24 protein-coding genes and 1 riboswitch are annotated in these 24153 nt (G+C 53.0%); of the genes, 5 read left to right on the top strand and 19 right to left on the bottom strand.

Annotated features, from left to right (window positions below; genetic code table 11):
- Positions 1-343: 343 nt before the first annotated feature.
- The 3 genes from SK3146_RS14205 to SK3146_RS14215 all read right to left on the bottom strand — a co-directional run bounded on the left by SK3146_RS14205 (position 344) and on the right by SK3146_RS14215 (position 2583).
- Positions 344-1117, bottom strand: a complete 774-nt coding sequence (locus SK3146_RS14205; protein ID WP_283942822.1) for a thiazole synthase — start codon at positions 1115-1117, stop codon at positions 344-346.
- Positions 1118-1171: 54 nt separating this feature from the next.
- Positions 1172-1372 carry a sulfur carrier protein ThiS gene (gene thiS, locus SK3146_RS14210; RefSeq protein ID WP_249865641.1) on the bottom strand — a complete coding sequence of 67 codons (201 nt, stop codon included), beginning with the start codon at positions 1370-1372 and terminating at the stop codon, positions 1172-1174.
- A gap of 140 nt (positions 1373-1512) precedes the next feature.
- Positions 1513-1647: riboswitch (TPP riboswitch) on the bottom strand.
- 66 nt (positions 1648-1713) lie between these two features.
- Entirely contained in the window at positions 1714-2583 is an 870-nt protein-coding gene (locus tag SK3146_RS14215; RefSeq protein WP_249865642.1) for a nucleotidyltransferase-like protein, read from the bottom strand.
- Positions 2584-2704: 121 nt separating this feature from the next.
- Here SK3146_RS14215 and SK3146_RS14220 point away from each other — a divergent pair, with 121 nt between their 5' ends.
- Positions 2705-3064, top strand: coding sequence for a DUF2614 family zinc ribbon-containing protein (locus SK3146_RS14220; protein WP_249866297.1), 360 nt, complete (start codon positions 2705-2707; stop codon positions 3062-3064).
- A 236-nt stretch (positions 3065-3300) separates the two neighbouring features.
- Here the strand turns inward: SK3146_RS14220 and SK3146_RS14225 are convergent, their stop codons facing one another.
- The 7 genes from SK3146_RS14225 to SK3146_RS14255 form a co-directional block, all read right to left on the bottom strand.
- Positions 3301-5040: a glycosyl hydrolase family 18 protein gene (locus tag SK3146_RS14225; RefSeq protein ID WP_249865643.1), complete on the bottom strand. Its 1740-nt coding sequence runs from the start codon at positions 5038-5040 to the stop codon at positions 3301-3303.
- A gap of 136 nt (positions 5041-5176) precedes the next feature.
- Positions 5177-5611 carry a peroxide-responsive transcriptional repressor PerR gene (gene perR / locus SK3146_RS14230; protein WP_249865644.1) on the bottom strand — a complete coding sequence of 145 codons (435 nt, stop codon included), beginning with the start codon at positions 5609-5611 and terminating at the stop codon, positions 5177-5179.
- A 109-nt stretch (positions 5612-5720) separates the two neighbouring features.
- Complete coding sequence (locus SK3146_RS14235; RefSeq protein ID WP_249865645.1) at positions 5721-6977, bottom strand: DUF4097 family beta strand repeat-containing protein; 1257 nt, start codon at positions 6975-6977, stop codon at positions 5721-5723.
- Between the two features lie 43 nt (positions 6978-7020).
- Positions 7021-7653 carry a hypothetical protein gene (locus tag SK3146_RS14240; protein ID WP_249865646.1) on the bottom strand — a complete coding sequence of 211 codons (633 nt, stop codon included), beginning with the start codon at positions 7651-7653 and terminating at the stop codon, positions 7021-7023.
- Between the two features lie 83 nt (positions 7654-7736).
- Complete coding sequence (locus SK3146_RS14245; RefSeq protein ID WP_249865647.1) at positions 7737-8189, bottom strand: anti-sigma factor family protein; 453 nt, start codon at positions 8187-8189, stop codon at positions 7737-7739.
- The gene (locus tag SK3146_RS14250; protein ID WP_249865648.1) at positions 8134-8502 is read right to left on the bottom strand and encodes an RNA polymerase sigma factor; all 369 of its coding nucleotides are present in this window, start codon (positions 8500-8502) and stop codon (positions 8134-8136) included. The genes SK3146_RS14245 and SK3146_RS14250 overlap by 56 nt, the downstream gene beginning before the upstream one ends.
- Positions 8503-8510: 8 nt before the next feature.
- Positions 8511-8741, bottom strand: a complete 231-nt coding sequence (locus SK3146_RS14255; protein WP_249865649.1) for an RNA polymerase sigma factor — start codon at positions 8739-8741, stop codon at positions 8511-8513.
- A 180-nt stretch (positions 8742-8921) separates the two neighbouring features.
- Here SK3146_RS14255 and SK3146_RS14260 point away from each other — a divergent pair, with 180 nt between their 5' ends.
- Positions 8922-10634 (top strand): hypothetical protein, encoded by a 1713-nt coding sequence (locus tag SK3146_RS14260; RefSeq protein WP_249865650.1) that lies wholly within the window; start codon positions 8922-8924, stop codon positions 10632-10634.
- Between the two features lie 68 nt (positions 10635-10702).
- On the opposite strand, the gene SK3146_RS14265 is transcribed toward SK3146_RS14260, so the two are convergent.
- The 5 genes from SK3146_RS14265 to SK3146_RS14285 form a co-directional block, all read right to left on the bottom strand.
- Positions 10703-11170: a GNAT family N-acetyltransferase gene (locus SK3146_RS14265; RefSeq protein WP_249865651.1), complete on the bottom strand. Its 468-nt coding sequence runs from the start codon at positions 11168-11170 to the stop codon at positions 10703-10705.
- A gap of 159 nt (positions 11171-11329) precedes the next feature.
- Positions 11330-12775 (bottom strand): Asp-tRNA(Asn)/Glu-tRNA(Gln) amidotransferase subunit GatB, encoded by a 1446-nt coding sequence (gene gatB / locus SK3146_RS14270; protein ID WP_249865652.1) that lies wholly within the window; start codon positions 12773-12775, stop codon positions 11330-11332.
- A gap of 28 nt (positions 12776-12803) precedes the next feature.
- On the bottom strand, positions 12804-14261 hold the full coding sequence (gene gatA, locus SK3146_RS14275) for an Asp-tRNA(Asn)/Glu-tRNA(Gln) amidotransferase subunit GatA (protein ID WP_249865653.1): 1458 nt from the start codon (positions 14259-14261) through the stop codon (positions 12804-12806).
- A 32-nt stretch (positions 14262-14293) separates the two neighbouring features.
- A complete protein-coding gene (gatC, locus tag SK3146_RS14280) occupies positions 14294-14581 on the bottom strand; it encodes an Asp-tRNA(Asn)/Glu-tRNA(Gln) amidotransferase subunit GatC (RefSeq protein WP_249865654.1) in 288 nt (95 codons plus the stop codon).
- 215 nt (positions 14582-14796) lie between these two features.
- Complete coding sequence (locus SK3146_RS14285; RefSeq protein ID WP_249865655.1) at positions 14797-15177, bottom strand: ATPase; 381 nt, start codon at positions 15175-15177, stop codon at positions 14797-14799.
- 224 nt (positions 15178-15401) lie between these two features.
- Between SK3146_RS14285 and SK3146_RS14290 the strand changes: the two genes are divergently transcribed.
- Positions 15402-16373 (top strand): HupE/UreJ family protein, encoded by a 972-nt coding sequence (locus tag SK3146_RS14290; protein ID WP_249865656.1) that lies wholly within the window; start codon positions 15402-15404, stop codon positions 16371-16373.
- 156 nt (positions 16374-16529) lie between these two features.
- On the opposite strand, the gene SK3146_RS14295 is transcribed toward SK3146_RS14290, so the two are convergent.
- From SK3146_RS14295 to SK3146_RS14310, 4 genes are all read right to left on the bottom strand, one after another.
- A complete protein-coding gene (locus tag SK3146_RS14295; RefSeq protein ID WP_249865657.1) occupies positions 16530-19073 on the bottom strand; it encodes an EAL domain-containing protein in 2544 nt (847 codons plus the stop codon).
- Between the two features lie 41 nt (positions 19074-19114).
- Positions 19115-19921 (bottom strand): 6-carboxytetrahydropterin synthase, encoded by an 807-nt coding sequence (locus SK3146_RS14300; RefSeq protein ID WP_249865658.1) that lies wholly within the window; start codon positions 19919-19921, stop codon positions 19115-19117.
- 57 nt (positions 19922-19978) lie between these two features.
- Positions 19979-20659, bottom strand: coding sequence for an SDR family NAD(P)-dependent oxidoreductase (locus tag SK3146_RS14305; RefSeq protein WP_249865659.1), 681 nt, complete (start codon positions 20657-20659; stop codon positions 19979-19981).
- Positions 20660-21007: 348 nt separating this feature from the next.
- A complete protein-coding gene (locus tag SK3146_RS14310; protein WP_249865660.1) occupies positions 21008-22072 on the bottom strand; it encodes a MerR family transcriptional regulator in 1065 nt (354 codons plus the stop codon).
- 224 nt (positions 22073-22296) lie between these two features.
- Between SK3146_RS14310 and SK3146_RS14315 the strand changes: the two genes are divergently transcribed.
- Together SK3146_RS14315 and SK3146_RS14320 are read left to right on the top strand one after the other, a co-directional pair.
- Positions 22297-22506: a hypothetical protein gene (locus SK3146_RS14315; RefSeq protein WP_249865661.1), complete on the top strand. Its 210-nt coding sequence runs from the start codon at positions 22297-22299 to the stop codon at positions 22504-22506.
- A 29-nt stretch (positions 22507-22535) separates the two neighbouring features.
- Positions 22536-23978: a MocR-like pyridoxine biosynthesis transcription factor PdxR gene (locus tag SK3146_RS14320; protein WP_249865662.1), complete on the top strand. Its 1443-nt coding sequence runs from the start codon at positions 22536-22538 to the stop codon at positions 23976-23978.
- The last annotated feature ends 175 nt before the right edge of the window (positions 23979-24153 follow it).

A 24153-nucleotide genomic window follows, 5' to 3' on the forward strand; every position in this document is an offset into this window, starting at 1 on the left:
GTACGCCGGAGGATTCTTCGCTGCCGCTCCAAGTTCCCAGCAGCTTCCTTGGTCTTCACCCATATCCACGAGGTTCGACTTCCTCTCTCCCCTCTTGCGAGGCCTTTTTGACGACGCGGCAGGATTCACTTCATGTTACGGCCTGGTATCTTGCTCGCCCTATCTCTGACAGGTACTTTCGTCGACGCGCTTCTACGCACAGATTTCGCCGTACGCAGGCATCCTAGCTACGCGGGGGCTTGGCCCCTCCCGCGACCGGATTTTCACCGGCTAGAAGATGCGTGCCTCTGGGCACGCTAAACAATAAAAAAGGCACACCTTATCCAAGGCATGCCTCGCTTTGTTATTCAATCATACCTTCTACGGGGCTGCTGGCAGACGCGTAGCGTTTTTTAGGAATGCGGCCGGCTTGAAACCCTTTGCGGCCGGCGATGACGGCATGCTTGAACGCTTCCGCCATAAGCGCGGGATTTTGCGCTCCCGCTACCGCCGTGTTAAGAAGAACGCCATCCGCTCCGAGCTCCATCGCCAGCGCCGCGTCGGCCGGTCCGCCGATTCCCGCGTCCACGATGACAGGCACTTTGGCTTCCTCGATAATAAATCGCAGCTGGTTCGGGTTCGCAATGCCTTGGCCGGAGCCGATCGGCGATGCCCCCGGCATCACCGCCGCAGCGCCCGCTTCTTGAAGCTTGCGCGCCAAAATAGGGTCATCCGAAGTATACGGAAGAACGATGAATCCCAAGTCGACCAAAATTTTGGTCGCTTCCAGCGTACCTATCGGATCGGGCAGCAGCGTTTTCGGATCACCGATCACTTCGACTTTGATCATATCGCACAACCCGGAAGCTTTCGCCAGTTTGGCTATTCGCACGGCTTCATCTACTGTAAAAGCGCCGGCCGTATTGGGGAGCAGCGTGAATTTTTTCAGATCGAGCGTTTCAAGAAAGTTAGGCGCCTCCGGATTGTCGATAGGCAGACGGCGGATCGCGAACGTCAATATTTCCGCTTCCGACGCTCGCACCGCTTCACTTTGAATATCGAGCGCGGAAAATTTCCCTGTGCCCAAAAGCAAGCGGGATTTAAATTCATAAGGTCCAATTTTCAAAATATCGTTCATGATCAATGCCTCCATAATAATGATCTAAATGATGCCGGATAAGCCAATAGCTTATTAGCCTCCGCCTACAAAATGGACGATTTCAAGCGAGTCGCCGTCCTTCAAAAGCGTATCCGCATAAGCGGAACGTTCCACGATTTCCCGGTTCAGCTCGATGACCAATATTTTTTGCTCCAGCTTAAACGACACCAGCAAATCGGCGACAGAGGATACCTCCGCGATCTCGCGCGGTTCCCCGTTAATAATCAGCTTCATGATGAGACACCCCGCTTTCCGCTGCAGTTGATGACGCACAGAACAAATTCCGTCGTACATGAACGGCTGCGCATCGTTTTCCAAACAAAAAAGTCAACCCGCGCAAGGGTTGACTTTGTACGAAAGCCGTCGGTCGGCATCGTTACGTTCGTCCACTTCCCTACGCTGGTATCATCCAGAAGCATGTTAATGCAACATGCCGTATCAGGTTCCAAGGGTCAAGGAACGGCTTCCTTATCTCAGCCCCGCATAATAGGGCTCCCCTAGTGGCTATTCAATTCACTTTATTATATCAGAAAAAAAAGATATTGTCGCTTCCCGTTCCTTATCTCTTTCCCGATTCAGCTGTTCAGATAGCGGATCTCAAACGTAGACACCTGCTCATCCACGGTATAAATGATCTCTTTGGTCAACGATTTTTTGACCAGCTTATTCAGAATAAGCGGAAGCTCGAACTGAATGTCGGACAGCTTGTCGATCTGCTGAAGCTCCTGCAGGCTCCAAGCTTCCTCGCGACTTGACAATACATCGAGCAGCGGCTTGCAGCAGCGCTCCATCTTGGACATGACGGAGAACTCGCAGGCAAGCAGCACGAGTTGAACTCTTTGCTTCAGCGTCTCGTTGCTTAACGTCAGCTCCTCATACAGCTTGTATACGCCCGGATTGATGTTCTTGACCTGCCGCCAGACGGTAATCTCGGGATGGATGCCCGCCTCGATAATGACGATCCGCGCCCAATGATGCAGAGCTTCGAGGATATCGTTATACGCATCAAGCAAATGGTCGTACAGCACATATTCCTTGCTGTCCAAATATCTCCGCAGAAAACGGGCGAACTCGATCAATAGCTTATGTTCGCGCATATCCGGAGGAAACTCCAGCATCCGATGCCGCAAGCCTTCCAAATACGTATTCTTATCCAGAAGAATCTCTCCTTTTAAGATCCAGTAAATGAGGTTGCGATGCTCTCCGTGCACAATAAGCCGGCTTAGTTCGGAAATGCTTAGCCATCTTTCTTGTATACGACAGTTGTCTTTTATATAATGATACTGTTGGTTTGTTCGCTGGTCTTCGTCGGTAACGACAAGCAGCAGGAGATCGAATCCGTCCGTAACCGCAGAAAACATCGACGGATTATCCACCGCCAATATGCTGATAACCGCGTCATCATCCCGGAGCGTAGCAACCCGTTGTTCCTTTAGGGCATTCATCGCTGCAGCCTCCTATAGTCCATTCCATGATGCATCTTATTTCTACAAATGCGGGTCTTTCTCCTGCATCGCATTCGTGACAAATATCACAATTTATATTACAAGAAAGAAGTGACCAATGTTGAGGTTAAAATCCAGTAAAGTCAATGAGTTCAGACTGTGGGGGCTGCTGCTTACTTTAGGCGGCATGCTGCTGATGATTGTAGGACTCGCAGGGATCGTTTTTAACTGGGGAACGTTCGGAAAAATTATGGCGGGCGTATTTATGGTGCTCGGCGCTATCTCGATGCTGGCCAGTATGGCCGTCTACTTCTGGGCGGGGATGATGTCCACCAGCACGACTGTCGTGGAATGTCCGGAATGCGGGAAGCAGACCAAAATTCTCGGCAAAACCGACCGCTGCATGTTCTGTAAAACGATCCTGTCTCTGGACCCCGCTCACGATCCGACTGCAAAAGCCAACGCCAATGTAAACGGATAGCCGTTCGGCCATTCCCCTCTACGGCCGCCGAACGCCGGCGAATGGAACAAATCCCCCAAAAGTGACGTGATGCTCTGAAGCTTATTCCGTCCGCATCCAGCTTCGGCTGGATCGGCGTCCAAACAATCCGCCGGGATCGTTCTATGGCTAGACAAAAAACTGGCTCTCTCCCGCCTTGACGGCAGTGAAAGAGGCCAGTTTTTTTGGTATGCCGCAAAGCTGTGTCAACAGCCTGCTCATTGGGCCAATGAAGTACGGATAAGCTCCCAGATGGCCGGGTTTTCGTAGCCCCTTCTCCAGGAAGCGACGCCTGCCAGTTTATACTTCTTCACAAGGTCCATGCGCGCTTTCATGGAAACCTCGTCTTCGATCCATATTTTGATCAGTTTGTCCCCGTCTTTATACTCCACATAATTTTGTCCCGCTTCCGGCAAAAATACCGGGGTAAGGTTCTTTTCCTTGATCACTTTCTGCGGATTGTCCATGTACACCGCGCGCGAGCTGACCTTCTTCTTGCCGTTCACCGTCTCCTCCGTCCATATTCGGGTGTAGAAAGGAACTCCGAGAATAAGCTTGTCGGCGGGAATGTTATCCTCTTGCATCAGCTTCACGACGTTCTTCTCGACCCACGGCAGCGATGCGACCGAGCCGGCCGTCGGACTGCTCGCCCAAAATTCGTCGTATGCCATAATCATCATATAATCCAAAGATTCGATAAGTGCTTTGCGGTCATAGAATGCCGACCACATCTCGCTCCCCGACTTCGGGGTCACGTCCATCGAGACGACAAGCCCCTGCTCGTGCATTAAAGGAACCATTTCACGCACGAATTGGACGAGATTGTCTTTGTCCTTCGTATTGACGTTCTCGAAATCAATGTTGATTCCTTGCAAAGAGTACAGCTGCGCATAGCTGAGAAGCTGCTTGATCATCTTCATTCTTTTGTCGTAGGAGGATAAGGCCTCCGAGGTCTGCTTAGGCTCGAATCCGTTATCGAAGAGCGCCCATACTTGATAGTTTTGATTATGCGCCCATTTGACGTAAGCCGGGTCAGCCAGGTTCTTCAAGTTGCCCTCGGCGTCGTCAAGATGAAACCAGGTAGGGCTTACGACGTTAAGTCCGGGCATCGCCGGAATTTTGCTCGTATCCGGATTTTTGGGGCCGGCTACCTGCTCCCACGTCATGTTGATCTTCCCCCCGGCCAGTTTCGGAGGCACAAAGCTCGGAGGCTGCTCATCCTTCGGAATCGTCTCCGTCCGTTCAGACGCAAGCTGCCCTTTCTTAACGTAGCCTAAATACCCGTTCTTGAGCTGTACCCGATACCATTCGGCGTCCTCCGACCAGATCATCACTTCCTCTCCTTGCTTTAAATCGGCAAGAATGGGAGATTTGATCGAAGGCTCTTTGCGCATGGCGACGGTTTTATCCGGCTTATCCGGGTAGGAAGCCGCCCCTGCCCAGCGGATGGCATCGCCTTCCTTAGCCATTATTACGGCCCCGGTATCGGCCGACTCTCTCAGCTCGATCCGGTACAGCTGCTTGAGCGGTTCCATAGGCAAATATAAAGTCCCGTCTATCTTCTCCAAAGGAAATTTAAGGTTGAAAGGCTTCTCGTTCATCAGTCCCGTCAATTGACTGGTTCTGAGGCGCACCACTTTGTCCTGAGTCGTTATGATAGTAGAATCGCTGGCCGCCTCGTAAATCATCGTCGGGTCCACCAGTTCCTTCACAATGTCGAAGGGCAGCTTCAGGCTCTCCGCCTGGCCCTGCGCCGGCTTGTCGAGCATGCTCCCTTGATAGAAAATAGGCTTACCCATACCGTCAAAGGAAGGGTCCTCATGCTTGCCGGTAGGGACGTATTCATCCCAAAACCATACAGCCGCGGCTCCGAGCAGGATAGCGGACAGCAGTGTCCAAACGCGCCATTTTTTCGACTTTCTTCGCTTAGATCTGTAAGTCCTATTATCGAGTTCCATTACTTCACTCCCATGTTGACTCTAGTAATCTCTGTATTATATTAACAAAAAAGACGTGCGAAAAGCCACTTGTCAGACAAGTTAGCCTAAGCACGTCCATTATACCTTATTTGCCGCGCGCCATTCCACGCAATTGTTATGCCCGCTTCGCCGTAGCGCATTCCGCGCATATACCGTACACTTCCACACGATGGCTTTTGACAAGAAAGCCCGTCTCCTGTCCGGCCGTCTTCTCCAGATCGTCAAGCGGCTTGTAAGCGAAATCGACCAGTTTGCCGCATTCCTCGCACAAAGCATGATAATGATCGGACATATCCGCATCGAAGCGGCTGGAATGATCTCCGTACGTCATTTCCCTGACCAATCCGACTTCGATAAACACCTTCAGATTATTATAGACCGTCGCTACGCTCATGCTTGGAAATTGCGGAGCTAGCGCTTTATAAATCTCATCCGCCGTAGGATGGCTCATCGTATTCAATAAATAGGCGAGAATGGCATGTCTTTGCGGGGTCATGCGCACGCCCAACTGCCTTAACTTTTGCAACGCTTGCTCCAATCGTTCATCCATGCTGTCTCACCGCCTAATCCGAGAAAAGAGTATCAATCTATTCTATGCGGCTCGGAAGCGGTTTGTCAATCCATGAGGGCCCTTTCACCCGGGGAAATCGCCGAAAGGATCAGCTGGATCTTCGGATCGAAATGGACCCTTTCGTGTCAATCTGAATTTTATTTTTGCCGCTGCCGACAGTGCCGTTCACCGATTTTTTGCCTATATCCAGCGGCAGCTCCGAGCGGATGCTTCCGTTTTCGCCGGAGCCTTTAACGGTATAATCCCCTGCGGAAGGAAGTTCTAACCGGATATCGCCATGACTTGTTTCCACGCTCCAATCTCCGTCAACCTTATGAGCGCTTACTTCCACCGACCCGTTGGTCGTACGGGCTTTGACGGCTTGAGGCGCCTCGCTGATTTGAATGTTGCCGTTCGTCGTCTCGACGTCCATACTGCCGCTCACTTGGCTTAAGGTCAAGCCGCCGTTGGTCGACTCCAGCTCCACATCCCCTTGATGGCCTGTTACCTGAATCTCGCCGTTGGTCGTCTCGGCCCGCAATTTTCCTATGCTATCCGTTATGACGATGCGGGCATTCGTTGATTCCAGATCTACTTTGCGCGCTTCCAGCGAAGAAAGCTGAATGGTCCCGTTCGTCGTGTTGGCCTTGAATTCCTTAGGGAATTTCAGCTGCCCGGCCGTTATTTGCCCGTTGGATGATTCAACATTCATATCGACGTCGGCATGCGGCGGAACGCTGATCACCAGATCCGTCCTCACCAAAAACTGCTGCCAAAACCCGCTAACCGCCGTATTGCCTTCCGCCTTGATCGTGAGCGTGCCGCCGCCGACGCTGTGCTCCAGCCGGGTTTGCTCCGCGATACGTCCGGCCTCCTGCTCATCCTCCAGCGCTACGTATACGATAGACTGAATTTGCAGCTCGTCAGCGGTTCCCTGTTGGAGGACGATATTTCCTCCGGAAGGATTTTTCACGACGATGCGGTTGACCCCCGCGTCAATGGGAATCTCCGTGACGCCCTTATCAAACTTGCGGCTTTCTCCCTTCGTAATAGAGTTCATGGCACCGCCCAGATCAAAATGGCCGAACCAATTGCGCAAGGCGGAAGCCGACTGCGTGCTGCCTATAACCAGCGCCGAAATCACCACGGCGAAGACGACTCCTCCAATATCGAGCTTCAGCTGTTTTTCGCTCTCTCCGTATTTCATATTAAATAAAATGTACTCGATTCCGAGCGCCACAAACAGCACCGGCCACCACTGAATCAGCATATCGGTCCAATGCGACCCCGCATATTGATCCGCAATAACCGAAGCGCCGACGGCGACTAGGAGAAGAGCGGCTGTATAACGGCCTGCTTTATGCATACATCATGTCTCCTCTCTACCTTGGTCCGCTTTGCCGGACGCTTTATTTTTTAGTCGATTCCCGCAAAAACAGCACGACTCCTACGACGATCAAAATGACCGCGCCGATCGAGGAACCTAGGAGATCGAAAATCCGGTTAAGCCACTCCGGCTTGCTGCTGACGAGAAATAGAAAGACGCCGCCGATAATGAGCAGGTAACCGAGCGTGCTCCCCTTCGGCCACTTGCGTCCCGTCAATCCTCCGTTCCCTCCCGGCTCGCCGAAGGAATCGGAGTATAAGCCTCCCCATTGCCCGTTCACCTTGTCGGTTTGCTGCAGCGCATCGAAAATGTTGTAAAAATAAATGACCGGCACGAACAAGGAAAACAGCACGATCAGCGGAATGCTGGTACTGGAGCTTGTAGCAAAAAAAACGATAGCGAATATATCCAATATAAGCAGCAGCATAATCATCATGCCCCGCTGCATGAGACCGAGATACAGCTGGCCGGTTCCGGGAATCAGGAAAGATAACAGACAGGCGATGATTTTGCTCTTGCGCGGCGCTATCCGAAACGGATCAAACGGCGGTTGGCGGTTTGAGTGAGGCTGGTTCCATCGTTCCATCCGCTCCCGCAAAAATTCGTCTTCTCTCTCTTCTTCATTTGCAATAGGTTCTTTGCGTTGTTCTTCCATCTAGAATTGACCTCCATTCATTACACAGCTTTTTTTGCGGAAATATACGTTAAGCTCAGAGCGGCTGTTACATCCGGACCGGATCAGCTAGAGAGCCGCTGCACGATCCATTCGACTGCGGCGACCTTGCTCTGCACGTCGGCGCCCCATTGCTCGGCGTTAATGGAAATGATTTTGCCTAGGACGCCGGAGGACACGAACAAGTAAGTGGCTGCAGCAGCCACCAGTCCGTGCAGCAGCTCGGCGCGCCATCGCGGCTTCCGTGCGCTTGCCGGACGGGCTTCCGGCTGCCCGCTTGCGGCTCGCGGTGGGGCGGCAATAGCTTGCATCACCCGATCTTCAAGGCCTGGCGAAGCGTGGAGGAGCGGCAGCGAATCAAGAAGCGATTCCATATCGAGATACGCGCGAAGTCGGGTCCGGCAGACCGGACAGGATTGAATATGCCGTCCGATTTTTTTCAGCTCCAGCTCGGAGCAAGCATTATTTAGAAATTGTTGAAGAGCGCGGTCGTCCGGATGCAGATGATGTTTGTTCATTGTAGCGTACCTCCTGCCATTTTTGTTTGAGCAGCGCCTTGCCCCGATACAGTCTGGTTTCGATGGTTTTGAGCGGAAGCTGCGTCGCTTCGGCAATCTCCTGATAGCTGAGCTGCTTGTAATGATACAAATAAAGAATCAGTCTATATTTGTCGGGAAGCTCGGATAACAGCCGCAGCATCGTCTGCTGCTCTTCTTTTTGCAGCGCCGCGGCTTCCGGCTCTTCCATACGGTTGCCGAACCAGCCCTTGACTTTATCCAAAATCGCTTCGTACGGCTTGCGGCGCTGCGAACGGCGGTAATCCGTAACCAAATTGACCGTTAAGCGGTATACCCAAGTTGTAAACTTGGCGTCCCCCGAAAATGAACCAGCGACCGGTACAGTTTAATGAAAATTTCCTGCGTCAAATCTTCGGCGGTTTCGCGATGCTCGACCATGCGATATACGAGGGTATAAATGTAATGCTTATGCCGCTCGATTAAGAAGCGGTAGGCTTCTTCATCGCCTTGACGGATCTGGTCGACCAACTGCTCATCCGTCAATTGCTCCATCGTTTCACCGCCTTTGCATGTTGTTCTAAGTATAAGACGTCAGGCTGCCGTTCGCCCCCTTCAAATTCATCCAAAAAATTTGGCTTGCAGTTGACTTCCCCTCCGATGACGCTACACTAAAGGGTAGGGATGAAACGTTTAAAGCGTTAATTTTGCATCGACTAAAACGGAGGACGTCACATGACCACCTATTCTCAAGCTTTTATAGAAAGACGCAACGCCATCCGCAAGCTGGCCGCCAACAAAGCGCTGGAGCTGCCCCTCCTGCCGAGCGGCTTCTGGTTCCATAGCGATGTGCGCGATAACTTCTACTACGCCATTCATTTGTTTGCTTATTGCTCAGATCCGGGGACATGTCCCGAACTCGGCGAAACCGAACGCCAAAATGCGCTGAAGCTTGCGTCCGGCATGATCAGTAGAGTGCTGAGCCTGCAAATGCAGCATCCGGAGCATCCGATGTACGGCCATTGGCCGCTGAATCTCGGCAGCGACCCTGCTGCGGCGAAGCCAAGCGGACTTCCCGTGGAGCTGATGGGCTGCTTAATCATCTTATTTTATAACCAATATCAGGACGTACTCCCTCTGGAGCTGAAGAGCGAGCTGAATATCGCAATTGTTCATATGTATCAAAGCAGCGTGTACCGTCAGCAGCTGGAGCAAATCCATCATCATGAAGCTAAGCACACGTCGCTCAAGCTGCTGCTCGGGCATCAATTCGACGATCAGGAGCTGCTCGGACAAGGACTGCGCTTCGCCAAACAGCAGCTGGAGCATATCCGCACTTTCGGCTTCAAGGAATATGGCGCATTGCCGTGGCATTGGCACTGGATTCAGTCGTTTACCTGCGTGTGGCAGGTTGTAGACGATTCTGCGGTTCGCGAGACGGTTACGGCCATGCTGGAGCATCTGTGGAGCCTGCGCGCCGATGTCTACCTGAAGGGCGCATGGGTCGGAGCGCAATCCAGGCAATGGCCCCATGACGGGCCGAAGGATAATAACACCTTGCTCGATTATATCCAATTCGGCGACTTTCCGCAGCCTTCTGTCATTACCCGATTGGAAGGAGCGTATTTGTACACGTACCAAATCCCGGAGAGCATTTATAAACGGGGCGTAGAACGCAGCGGAGCGGAGGAGCTGAAGCGGAAAATCCGTTTCGCCGGAGCGAACGGCCAGGTGCAGGAAGAAGCGCATACGTACGCGTATATAACGCCGGACTATGCCGCAGGAGGCATCTGGGAGCGCCGCGAGGAATTCGATAACGAGCAGCAGCGCTGGGACATTACGCTGCCGCTGACGGACCCGGCAGCCCAGGAAGGCGTGAATCAGGCGTTCTTCTTCCATCCGGGAGCCAAATACAAGGAAGGCGACGACCGTCACGCCAGCAATTACGGCGAAGTTCTCCTGCATCAAGATACCGCGATTCAGCTGTGGGCGGTCCCGGCCGAGGATACGACGGCTCATCCGGGGCTTGTCGGCTGTCTGCCCAAGGGAGATTGGACATTTGCCGAACGCAGCGGCTGCGGGAAGGTTGGCCATATATACATCGTTTTTCACTTGATGAACCCGTTCACGGCGGAAGAGCGCTCAGACCGCTTCTCCATCGCCAGTCCGCTGGTCGACGGCTTGAACGGAGTCGTTATGGAAGCTATCTCCGCGGAAGAAGCGGCCCGGCTCGGCATTAACAATTTGGCCCAGTTTGCCGCCGCGGCACAGACTCGGCAAGCGCTGTTCCAGCCGACCATCCAGGAGAGCGGAACGGAAGCTAAAGGTGTCAGCGTCCGTTATACAACAAGAAAGCGGGACGAGCTTGCTCTAACGCTCGGCTTCTCCGGCCCTCTCGCCATAGTAAACGGCACTCCTGTCCGCAAGGACGACTACATCATCCGCTAGTCCGCTAGTTCGGAGCTATTGTTTAAATAAGCCGTGATGCGCTTTTTTCGGCGCTTCACGGCTTTTCGTTAAGTGCCCAACGAGGGCATTTGCTTGTAAAATACGGTGAGCGTTACATCCGGTGCAATCTCGATAATTTGGCAGGACTCGTAACCGTATTTGCGGTAGAGACGAATGGCGGGATCATTCTTGGTTCCGGTCGAAACCTTGATAGGGAGTCCGGGTACGGCGCAGCCTTCTGCGAATCGGAGCAATTCGCCGGCGATGCCTCTGCGGAAAAAGGACGGGTGCACCATCATCCGGCATATGATCAGTTCCTTGGCGCTCTGCTTGACGGAGACGGCTCCTGCCAATTGCTCCTCTATAAAATAACCGAAAAATTGCTCGCCGCTTTCTCTTATCGTCTTGGGAGAATCCCATAGAGGGGGAATCTCGTCAAAGCCGATCCGTTCAGCTTCTACGCGGTAGGACAATTGTTGAAGCATCAAAAGCTCCAGCACCAACTGGTCGTTCGATAGATCGATGGACCGGATCATAGATTCCCTCCTGCTTACAAGTTATTAGAAGTATACACCAGAACGGCGCCGATTCCAATCGTTCCCAATAAGCCGCCGCGAAAAAACTCCTTTTTACGAAAAAAAGAAGCCGTTTACGCAACATGACTGCGTACGACTTCTTCTCCTTCACTGCGCCTTCTATTGATTCAAGCACTCCACAATCAGTTTGTTAACTAATCCCGGATTGGCTTTACCTTTGGTTTCCTTCATCACCTGGCCGACGAGGAAGCCGACGGCTTTATCCTTGCCCGCCTTGAAATCGGCGACGGACTGCGGATTATTCGCGATCACCTGCTCCACGACCGCTTTAATGGCGCCTTCGTCGCTGATTTGCACCAAGCCCTGTTCCTCTACGATCGTTTGCGGAGCTTTGCCGGTTTCCAGCATCGCTTTAAAGACCGTTTTGGCAATTTTGCTGCTGATCGTTCCTTTTTCTATCAAGCCGATCATCTCGCCCAGCCCTTTGCCGGTAATCTTGACGTCCTGCAGCTCAAGATTGTTGGCGTTCAAATAGCCGAGCAAATCGCCCATAATCCAGTTGGACACGGCTTTGGCGTCCTTCGTATAGTTCAGGCTCTCTTCGAAGAAATCGGCCAGCTTCATCGAGGATGTAATCACTTCCGCGTCATAGCTAGGAAGGCTGTATTCCTCGATATAGCGCTTCTTGCGGGCATCCGGAAGCTCGGGAATGCTTACGCGCACGCGCTCCTTCCATTCGTCGTCGATGTAGAGCCGCACCAGATCCGGGTCCGGGAAGTAGCGGTAATCATGCGCTTCCTCTTTGCCGCGCATCGTCAGCGTCTTGCCTTGGGCTTCGTCCCAGCGGCGCGTCTCCTGCACGACTTCGCCGCCGCCGTCCAAAATATCCGCTTGACGCCATTCCTCGTACTCAAGCCCTCTCTGCACGCCGCGGAACGAGTTCATGTTCTTCAGCTCCGCTCTTGTGCCGAACTTCTCCTGGCCGTACGGGCGAATACTGATATTCGCGTCGCAGCGCAGCGAGCCTTCCTCCATCTTGACGTCGGAAACGTCGCAATACTGCATAATCGCCTTCAGCTTCTCCAAATAAGCGCGCGCCTCTTCGGGCGAACGCAGATCCGGCTCGGACACGATCTCGATCAGCGGGGTTCCTACGCGGTTGTAGTCCGCCAGCGTTGCGTAACCGCCGTCCACATGCGTCAGCTTGCCCGCATCTTCTTCGAGATGGACGCGGGTCACGCCGATTCGCTTCGTCTGTCCGTTCACTTCGATCTCGATCCAGCCGTGCTCGCCGATCGGCTTGTCGTACTGGGAGATTTGATACGCCTTCGGCGAATCGGGGTAGAAGTAGTTTTTGCGGTCGAATTTACTCTCCGTCGCAATTTGGCAGTTCAGCGCCATCGCCGCTTTCATCGCGTACTCTACCGCCTGCTTGTTAAGCACCGGCAGAACGCCCGGGTAGCCTAGACAGACCGGGCATGTATGGGTATTCGGCGGAGCTCCGAATTCGGTGGAGCATCCGCAAAAAATTTTGGACTTGGTGTGAAGCTCGACGTGAACCTCCAGCCCGATGACCGTTTCATATTTTGTTTCGGTTGCTGACATGCTTCGCTTGCTCCTTTCGTCTATTCTCTTACAGCTGCGGACGCCGTTTATGATGATCGGTATGCTGCTCGTAAGCATGGGCTACGCGCAGTACGGTCGACTCGTCCAGCGCTTTGCCGATAATTTGCAAGCCGACCGGCAGGCCGTCCGCCAAGCCGCAAGGAACGCTGATCGCCGGAATGCCCGCAAGGTTGACCGGAATCGTCAATATATCGTTCAAATACATCGTGATCGGATCGTCCACCTGCGAACCGACTTTGAAAGCCGTCGTCGGCGCCGTAGGCCCGATCACCACGTCGTATTGTTCGAATACTTTATCGAAATCTTGCTTGATTAGGGTGCGCACTTTTTGCGCTTTCAGATAATAAGCGTCGTAGTAGCCGGAGCTCAAGGAATAGGTCCCCAGCATAATCCGCCGCTTCACTTCCGGTCCAAAGCCTTCGCTGCGCGATTTCAGGTACAGATCGAGCAGGTTTTTCGGATTGTCCGCACGCACGCCGTAGCGCACGCCGTCAAAGCGGGCCAGGTTGGAGGACGCCTCCGACGAAGCCAGCAAATAATAAGATGCTACCGCGTATTCCGTATGAGGAAGAGACACTTCCTCGACGACGGCGCCGAGACCTTCGAGCACCTTCAGCGCGCTAACAACCGCTTCGCGGACTTGCGGGTCGATTCCTTCTCCCATGTATTCCTTCGGCACCGCAATGCGCAAGCCTTGAACGTCGCCGGTCAAAGCGCTCAAGTAATCCGGGATGTTCACGTTGGCCGAAGTGGAATCCTGCGGATCATGTCCGGCGATCGCCTGCAGCAGGTAGGCGCTGTCCTCGACGTTTTTGCTCAGCGGACCGATCTGGTCCAAGGAAGAGGCGAACGCGACTAGGCCGAAACGGGATACGAGGCCGTAGGTCGGCTTCATCCCGACGATGCCGCAGTAAGCCGCCGGCTGGCGGATGGAGCCGCCCGTGTCGGAGCCGAGCGAGAAATACACCTCGCCCGCCGCAACCGCCGCCGCGGAGCCGCCGCTGGAGCCGCCCGGAACATATTCGGTGTTCCATGGGTTATAGGTGGTGTGGAAGCTCGAATTTTCGTTGGAACCGCCCATCGCAAATTCGTCCATGTTCAGCTTGCCGACGGATACGGCTTGCGCCTCTTTCAATTTCCGGACTACCGTAGCGTCGTAAACGGGGTTGAAATTCCGCAGAAATTGGCTGGCGCAAGTCGTCGTTACGCCTTCGGTCACAATATTGTCTTTGATGCCGATCGGCAGACCGAAAAGCAGCCCTCTCTCATCGCTTTTGCCGAGCTGCTCGTCCAATAATTGCGCCGTCTTGCGGGCGTTCTCTTCATCCAGCGTCAAAAACGCCTTGACTTTATCTTCCACCTGACCGATTCGCTCGTACGAAGCGTTCACCAGGTCGGAGACGGAAAGCTCCTTGGCGCTGAGCTTGCTATGTATTTCTTGTAATTTGAGATCAAATAAAGACAAAACTGCATCCTCCCTTCAGCTGTATCGATCGGCTATTCCAAAACGGCAGGCACTCTAATTTGGCCGTCTTCCTCGTCAGGCGCGTTCAGCAGCACCTTCTCAAGCGGCAGCGACTCTCTGGCCGTATCTTCGCGCATCACATTGGACAGCGGCATCGGATGGCTGGTCGGCTCCACATGGTCCGTGTCCAGCTCATTGAGTTTCTCTGCATATTTTAAGATGGCGTTCAACTGCTCCGTGAGCTGTTCATTCTCTTGATTGCTGAGTTCCAGCCTCGCCAATTTCGCCACATGCTCTACATCTTTGATTGTAATACTCACTTGACTCCCCCCGCTTCGTAGTCACTTCCATTTTCGACAAATTCACCGAAAACTCATCCTTAACATTATAGACCAGATGTATATTGAACTCAATTGCCCAGAAGCGCATACACAAACAAATCCCCCAAAGTGGCCGACGATCTAAAGCAATTTCCAAACAGCAAAAACAGCCCGCCTCCGGAAAAGCTCCGAATGGGACTGCCGTTGGTCATATTTCAAATCCAAGCTTTCAAATTGACCTGCTTAATAAAATCTTCCTGAGACATAACATCCTTCGCGGCCTCGGCGGCCTCTTCCGGTTCTTCGTCCCCGTTCATAATGCGGCGGAACAGCTCTTCGTTCTTCGTAGCCAGCGCGAAATCGATCAGCGCTTCCCGCTCCAACCGGTCGACCTCCTGCTGAATGAGCACTTCCTCCAGCTCGATATCATCGGCGGCAACGAAAAAATGCTTGTTTATTTTAGGAACGCGAACCACATAATCAAACACGTTATCCGCATTGCGGTCGTAAGCGATAATGTATCCGTAATCCCCCACAGGCAAATTTTGCTCAAAACGGTCTGCGACGATATATACTTTTTGCCCCAAACGCAGCATATGCCATTCCTCCCAAGACTAACGCGTCTATTTGATTCATGGTCGAAATTCGTTATGATGTAGTAGGTAATCCAACATAATAGAGGTGTAAGATGAGTCGATCCATGAGTGTAAATATACGTCGGTGTTTAATTCTATTAATTTTAGCATCTTTTTTTTGCATTAGCAATGATAGAGAAACGTCCCAGGCTCATCCTCTGAACAACGGCTATTCGGAAATTACGGTGCAGGAAACCGGAGTGGACTACCGGCTCTTTATTCCCGAGTATAGCTTGACCGCCTACGATACCGACCATGACGGCCGCCTGACGGAAAACGAACTATCCTCCCAGCAAGCGCAAATCGAGCAAGAGCTCCGAGCGCATTTGCAGCTTCAGCAGGACATGACGGATATGGAGTTCAGCTTCCGCGGCTGGCAGCGGACCGAGAAGGAATCGATTCCCGGCGTCAGCTTCTCTCTCTATTATACTAGCGCTCAACCGATAAGCGGCTTTACTATTCAATATAACCTGCTTTTTGACGATGCAGACCCGAATCATTTGAATTTTGCCGTTATTTTGGACGGCGACGATGCGGACCAGACGATCTTCGACGCCCAGCACCGCACCTATCGCTATCAATCGCTGCATCCGGCTACGGCCTTGACGACGGTTTGGCGTTACTTCGTCCTGGGCATCGAGCATATTTTGACCGGCTACGACCATCTGCTCTTCCTGTTCTCGCTCCTGTTGATCGCGGGGCGTTACATGGACATGCTTCGCATCGTCACCGCCTTCACCGTCGCTCACAGCATCACGCTGATCGCAGCGTCGACGGGATGGATTCACCCATCCTCCAGCTGGGTCGAAGCCGGTATCGCGGCGACGATCTGCTATGTGGCGCTCGAAAACATATGGTCGTCCAGGCACGAGCAGCGCTGGCTGGTAACCTTCGTGTTCGGCCTCATTCACGGCATGGGATTCGCCGGCGCGCTCGGAGAAATCGGACTGCCCCCATATGCCTTCGCCAGCTCGCTTCTCACCTTTAACCTCGGCGTCGAAACCGGCCAATTGGCCGTCGTGGCGGCCGTCATGCCGATCCTCTTATGGCTGCGCAAAAAAGCGGGCTACCGCGCTTTGGTGATTTACGGCTCGGCGGCTATTTTCCTGCAGGCTCTCTGGTGGCTGCTGGAGCGTATCGGGCTGTTGCCCGGGTAGAGCCCGCAATCCGCTTTCACAAGCTTTCACAGACAGAGGGGACTCGGTAAAAGAAAAAGGTTACCGTCCCCCTCGCCGACCTTCCGGCCCAAAGGGTTTCGATAACCTTACGTACTGCAAGCCCGCCCGGTCCGCTTAAGGCGGATTGATAGCGGTCTAGCTTTCGACTTTGCCGGCAGCCGCGCTGGCGATTTGCCGGAATAACAATTCGAAATCTTCAACGGATAACGGCTTGCTGAAGAAATAACCCTGCGCTTCATTGCATTTTTGATTTTGCAAATAATGCAGCTGCTCGACCGTCTCCACGCCTTCGGCAATGACTTTCAGCTTGAGGTTGCGCGCCATCGCTATGATCGTCGTAATGATTTCATTATGATCGGACGCGTCGGTGATTTGATTAATAAACGACTTGTCGATCTTAAGCGTATCGATAGGGAATTTATTCAAATAATTCAAAGACGAATACCCGGTTCCGAAATCGTCGATCGCAATTTGCAAGCCCAGCCGCTTGAGCGAGTTCAGCTTGTTGATCACGTAATCCTCGTTATACATCGCAATGCTCTCGGTGATTTCGAGCTCCAGCAGCTTAGGATCGAGTCCCGTTCGTTCGAGCACCGTTCCGACGTAGCCGACGAGATTTTGCTGCTGAATTTGCCGCGCCGAGAGATTGACGGAAACCCGCATTAGCGGAAATCCTTTACCCTGCCACTGCATAATTTGACTGCATGCCGTCTCCAAAATCCATTCGCCGATCGGAGCGATCAAGCCGGTCTCCTCCGCCAAAGGAATAAATTCGATCGGCGAGATCATGCCTTCCTCCGGATGAATCCAGCGGATAAGCGCTTCGACCCCGACAATATGCCCGGTCTGCAGATCGATCTGCGGCTGGTAGTGCAGCCTGAATTCATTGCGTTCCAGCGCTTTGCGCATCCCCTTCTCAAGCACGGCTCGCCGCAGAAATTTATTTTTCATTTCCAGCGCATAGAATTGATAGTTGTTCCGTCCCTGTTCCTTGGCGCGGTACATGGCGATATCCGCATTTTTGATCAGCGAATCGATGTCCCCGCCGTCGGCCGGGAACATGCTGATGCCGATGCTCGGCGTGACCGACAGCTCCTGCCCTTCGTAGAGGACGGGCTGCGACAGCAGCTGAAGAATTTGCTCCGCCTTCTGCTCCGTCATCTCGCGGGTATAGCCGGGCAGCAGCAGGACAAACTCGTCTCCGCCGATCCGCGAACCTACCTCGTCTTCCGCCGACAAATCGGCGATGCGTCTGGCGACCTCTTTGAGCAGATAATCTCCGCTGGAGTGACCGAACGTATCGTTAATCCATTTGAACCGGTCCAAGTCCAAAAAAAGAACCGCGATAGAGGTGCCATCCTTCTTCACCGACTCCAACGTTCCCTGGAACCGCTCGTTGAACAGCCGGATGTTCGGGAGCCCGGTAAGGAAATCGTAATTGGCGCGAAATTCAATCTCCTCGTTCTTATCCTTGAGCTCTCGGGTGTACGCGTCGAGATTCATTGACATCGTATTGACCCGCTTGGACAACAGCCCGAGCTCGTCGCTGCGGTTGATCGAAATTTTGGCGCCGAAGTTGCCTTCCGCGATTTCATTGACCTTGTACAAAATATGATTTACCGGCCTCGCGATATAATTGGCAAGCAGAAAACTGATGCCCAGCACGAACAGCAGCACGATAATCGAAATGACCGTATTGTTTAAAAACTGCTCGTTTAATATATCCTGAATCATCTGATAGTCGGTAACAATTCCGATAATGTAAGGATTAGCCGATGAGATCGGGATGAAGCTCTTCAGCACCTTTTTGCCGTTCGATTCGGCTACGACACTGAGAATTTTGCCGGATTGGAACGATTTCTTGACGTTGCTTACGTCATCCGGCTCCTTATATTCGTACTGCCCGAACTGGATGTCGCGGTTGACCAGATCGATATACTTTTGCCCGTTCGCTTCCGAGTAGACCGGCGGCTCTCCGAATGTCTTCGGATTAAATCCGGTAATTTCCAAAACGCTTTTATTATTGTTGAGAATCTTCTCCAGGATCGATTGCGGCCCCAAAATTTGCTGGAACTTCAAAATCTGCGTATCCCGGATGTAGGGATTAATAATGTAGTTTGTCGTACCGTCGAAGTAATACCCCCATTTATCCACATGATCGGGGTCCGTATACGAGATATTGACCGGTCCCGACCAAAAATTCGGCAGCTTCAATCCTTGAGATACGTTCGTATTTTTATCCGTCAGCAGCTGCTTGAAGGCTACGAACCAATAGTCCCAATCCTTCGTGCTCATATTGATCTCTTTGGGATCGGACGATTTAACCCCTACGATGTCGTCGCCTACCTCTTGCATGAGAGTAATATGCGAGATGCCCAGCTCCTCGGACAGCCGGGCGAGCTCTTCATTGGTTACGTTCGCAATGTCGGGATTCAGCGCATTCCGGGCGGCGATCGCCGCAACGCGCAGCTTGTTGCCTATCAGATCTTCGACATATTGGGCTCCGAACTGGGATTGCTCAATGGAAATGCCGATTTGTTTGGCCAAAAGATCCATCTGCTTCTCCTGGTCTTTGATCAGCAAATCCCTCGAGAAATAATAATTCAAAAAATTGTACAATCCCATAATCAGAGTGACGACGAGCATAAAGGTAATCGCTAATTTTTTTCGAAGAGGCAATCGAATCCCTCCAACTTAAACCGAGTCGTAGATCATAGATGTCACGCGAAGTATTCAAAGTAGTTTTTCTCGGTTTCCCACAGACCCACTTTATACAATTTGGGAATCCGTGCGGCCAGCATCTGGCAAATGACCATGACGACCACGTCGGATGTCGGATTCAACTCTTTAAACTCTTCCGTATCGAGATTCAAATGCTTATGGTCGAATTTCTTGATGACAAGCTCGTCGACGATCGCGTCAAGATCAGCCAAGTTCATAATCATCCCCGTGACAGGGTCCGGCTCGCCCTGAACGGTTACGTCCAAATAGTAGTTATGCCCGTGTCCGTTCGGATTGTTGCACTTGCCGAAAATCCGTTTATTTTCCTCATCGCTGAGCAAATGACTATGCAAACGATGCGCCGCGCTGAAATGATATTTTCTGGTCAAACGAACCATGGAATCCAGCTCCTTTTCCGAATGTAAATAATGATTTTCACGCAAAATGAGTTTGTACAGCTCACAATCCGGAAATTTGCCGCTCAAAGCATCCCATAAGTATTGAACGATATTTTCGGTCGTCGGGATACGCTCCCGGAAATACGGGTGCTCCCGGTCGAGAAATTTGCCGTCCAGCTCCTCTTCGATCAAGCCCTTGGCTACCCGGTCGATATCCGTAATGTTGACGACGATTCCCGATAAAGGATCGAGCTCGCCGCGCACCATAATCTCCAGTACGTAGTCATGGCCGTGCCCGTGCGGGTTGCTGCACAATCCGAACACTCTTTTATTCTCCTCTTCGCTCCATGCGTCGACATGATACACATGAGCAGCGGAAAAATGAATTTTCCTGCTTAAATAAATCATGAATTCAGCTCCCACTTTTGAAATTCGATTGTATTTGGCAGTCAGACGAGCGGCGATTTAAATAACTCCTTTGGGAGGCGTCATCGTTATCTCGTCTATCCGGACATGCAGCGGCGTCTGCGCGATAAAGGCGGCCGCCCGGGCAGCATCCTCCACATGCAGCATATCGTCTTGAGTGAAGCCTTCCGCCTCGGCCCATAGATCGGTGTACGTGGCCCCAAGACACAGCTTGGTCAGGAAAATCCGGTGCGGATGCCATTCCTCGGCCAGCGCCTCGCCCATACCGTTCAGCGCATGCTTGGAAGCGGTATAAAGAGCGGATTGCGGCAGCGGCTTCTCCGTCATAATCGAAGAAATATTGATGATTCTTCCGCCGTTTTCTTTCATTAAAGGAAACGCCCGCTTCATGCATTGGATGGGGCCGTACACGTTGGTTTCGAACGTATCCTCCCAGGCCTTCGGCTGAAATTGCTCGAACGGGCCGTTGATCATAACCGCCGCGTTATTGACCAGAACGTCCAAAGCTCCGTGCTCTCGGGCGATCAGGTCGAACGCCTCCTCGACGCTTCCTTCCTTGCGCAGATCCATCGGAAGATGAATCCAGTTTCCTTCGCGATATCCTTCGCTCGCGCGGCGGCTCGCCGCATAAGCAATATAACCGCAGCGTGCCAGCTCTTTGCCGATGGCCTCGCCGATCCCTCGAACGCCTCCTGTTACCAGGGCGATCTTGTGTTTCATATTTATCACCTTTCCTTATGTAGCGATTAACCGTTTACAGTACGAAAACACGCGCGGTTTCTCCGATCCGCTCCGAATCCTGCTCGTCTTCTGCGGCATAGTTGTCGGGAAGCCTTGTGAAGGGCCGTCTCGCGGATCTGTCGCGTGAGTGTTTCTATTATTCTATCTTTTCGACAAATGCAGATATTACCCTGCATAAATATGCTAACTTTTAATGAAATTGTACATTTCTAATAGAAAAACAAACTAATTTATACTAAAATGATAATTTTTTTTGCCTGCCTCCGGGTTATCTGTCGCTGTCTGTCAAATGATAACGAACGGAAAAAACGCCCGCTCGCGCTTCTTTCAATGCTTGCGCACGGCGTAAACCATATGAACCCAATCGTTCAACTGCTGCTGCACGGTAATATAGTCATGTCTGCGAAACCAGCCGATGATTTTGGAGCGATCGGCGGGAAAGCGCTGCGACAGGCCGGTCAGCAGCTCCTGCCGCCCCGCCAGCCGCAATTCGTTCATCCTCGCCTCCTGCGCCTCTTTATGCTCGAACATCAAGGCGGTGATGACGATTCTTCCGTGCGGCTTCAGCACCCGGTCCATCTCCTCCAAAGCCAGCGTTTGCTGTTCTTCGTTCAGATGGTGAAAAGCAAAATGCGTTGCTGCAAAATCAAACTCGGCTTCCAGAAACGGCAGCGCCAAGAAATTGCCCAGCTTGGCCTGTACATCCGGATAGTTGTTGCGGCAGCGAACCAGCATTTGGCGCGATTGCTCGACGGCGGACATCCTCGCCCCCGCCTGCTGCAGCCGGCCGGCCAAAGTTCCTGTCCCGGCCCCGATATCAAGTCCGGCTTCTCCCGGACGCGGCGCGAGCCACTGCCCGGTAAAGCTGAGAGCCCGCTCATAATCGGCGGCGGACGCCATGAAACCGACCGGGCTCGCGCTTTGTTCACCGCCGCTGCGGTCGAATTGCTCCGCCAGGCCGTCGTAATCCCAACGATCCTCCCAGGACGAGCGGGTCGATTTTAGCCGTTTCATGCTTGCAGCCAGCCCGAACAGATCGTCCAAGGCAAGCGGCCTGCGCTCCGCGCTCTTGCCGATCAGCTTGTCCATCGCGGCAAGCACATGCTTCCACTCGACCCACTGCGATACTAAGACGGCCCGCTGCAGCTCCAAATAATGACGGAAGCTCTCTTGATCGCCCCGATCCGCATACTGCAGCAGCTTGGCAATGCCTCCGACGCTGAAGCCGAGCTCGCGGAAGGCGGCGATAGCCTGCAATCTCCACGCGTCTTCCTCGGTATAATAACGGTAGCCGTTCTCTCCGTAGACCGGATGAAGCAGCCCCTTCTCTTCATAGAAGCGAATCGCTCTCGGCGTCACATCGAGGCGCCGTGCAAGCTCATTGATTTTCATCCGTTCCCCTCCATCTAGTATTGTAAACGATGACGTAACGGAAAGGTATATCCCCGTTCTTCGAAATATTCCCCATCCATGCGGCCCGCAGGAAAACTTGAACAGATTGTGTCCAACTGGCTGGCTATTGATCCATCCAATTGGATGGTTACTTATTGGCGCAATTACGTTACAATAAAACCGGATAACCCATCCATAATCCATTCCATATAGAAGGTGATTGTATGAATCTGACGGTTTTGTACATTCTTATATTTATCGTCGCAATGTTCGGATTGACGGCTACCATAGTCATCGGCGTTTCGCAGAAAAACCGAGAAGGCAATCCCAATTACGACAAAAGCACAGGCAAAATTTTTCTGAGGCTGGCCGTTTATTACATTATCGCTATTGTAGGCGGTTACCTTGCTTACGTCTTGTGGGCTTTCAGCTAATAAATTCGCTCCTCGGGAGGAAGCAGACCATGTGGAGGCCGGATCGCTCGGGCGATAAGCCCATCTACCAGCAAATAGCCGAGCATATCGAGCGCAGAATCGCATTCGGCGAATTGCCTCCCGGCTCCGCCCTGCCCTCCGAGCGAAAGCTGGCCCAGCAGTGGGAGGTCAACCGGAGCACGGTCATTCAAGCTTATGAAGAATTGCGGGCATCCGGCTTAATCGAAAGCATCCCGGGAAGCGGCCGACGGGTGAGCCGTTATAAATGGGGCATCGCCCCCAAGCATACGCCGCCCAATTGGCGGCAGTACGCGGAAGGCGGCACGTTCATGCCCAATTTGCCGTTCATCCGCCGCTTGCGCGAGGCGAAGCGGTCGGAAACGCCGCTAATCGATTTCTCAAGCGGAGAGCTCGCTGCGGATTTGTTCCCCAACGATGCGGTACGGAAGCTGATGAAGGAGCAGCCGTTCACGGATCATCTGGGCTATCACGATCCGCAAGGGTATTTGCCCTTGCGGGAAACGCTGACCGCCTACCTGCAGCGGTATCATCAGATTCAGGCCACCGAAGCGTCCGTCTTCATCACTTCGGGCTCGCAGCAGTCGCTATATCTCATCACGCAATGCCTGCTCAGCCCGGGCGACGCCGTCGCTATCGAGGACCCTTCGTACGCCTATTCGCTGCCGATGTTCCAATCGGCGGGCCTTCGCTTGTTCAGACTGCCTGTCGACGAGGGCGGCGCGCGGCCCGAGGATGTCGTCGCCCTGCACCGCAAGCATAAGCTGAAGATGATTTTTCTCAATCCGAACTTTCAGAACCCGACCGGCAGCGTGCTGCTTCCGGCGCGCAGGAAGCGAATGCTGGAGCTGGCCGCAGAGCTCGGCGTACCGATCGTGGAGGATGATCCGTTCAGCTTGACCGCCTGCGGCGACATGCCGCTGCCGCTGCCGCTTAAATCGCTGGATACGGATGGGACGGTGCTCTACATCGGAAGCTTGTCCAAGATCGCCGCTTCGGGCTTTCGCATCGGTTGGCTGATCGCTCCCCAGGAAATCGTCAGCCGCTTGACGGACGCCAGGCTGCAGATGGATTTCGGACTGAGCATCTTCCCGCAATGGATCGCCAATGCGTTTCTGCAATCGGAGCATTTCCCGCAGCATCTGCATGAGCTGCGTCAGGCACTGAAGGCAAGACGCGATTTGCTGCTGGAATCGCTCCGGCAGCTCCTGCCCGAAGAGATTTCTTGCCGCCGACCTGAAGGCGGCCTCAATTTATGGTGTAAAATACGGCAGCCGATCAGCGATTCGCGGCTGCTGGAGGAAGGGATCAAACGCAGCATCCTGTTCGTCCCCGGAAGCGTGTACGGCTCCGAGTCGGGCTATGTCAGGCTGTCCTATTCCCGGCCAGGATTAAGCGATATTCCCGTCGGAGCGGCCAGACTGGCCGAAGCTATCCGCGCCGCCAGACTGTAACGGTCCGCAGAGCTCACCGGCACGGCAGACGAACAGAACAAATCCCCCAAAAGCCATCCATGCCGCTACGCGGCACCACAGACAATGGAAATGGGGTACCAAGAGTAATTTCCAGGGTAGTGACGTGATGCTCTGAAGCTTATTCCGTCCGCATCCAGCTTCAGCTGGATCGGCG

It is taken from the genome of Paenibacillus konkukensis (genome assembly GCF_023523925.1).
Classification (GTDB): Bacteria; Bacillota; Bacilli; order Paenibacillales; family NBRC-103111; genus Paenibacillus_S; species Paenibacillus_S doosanensis.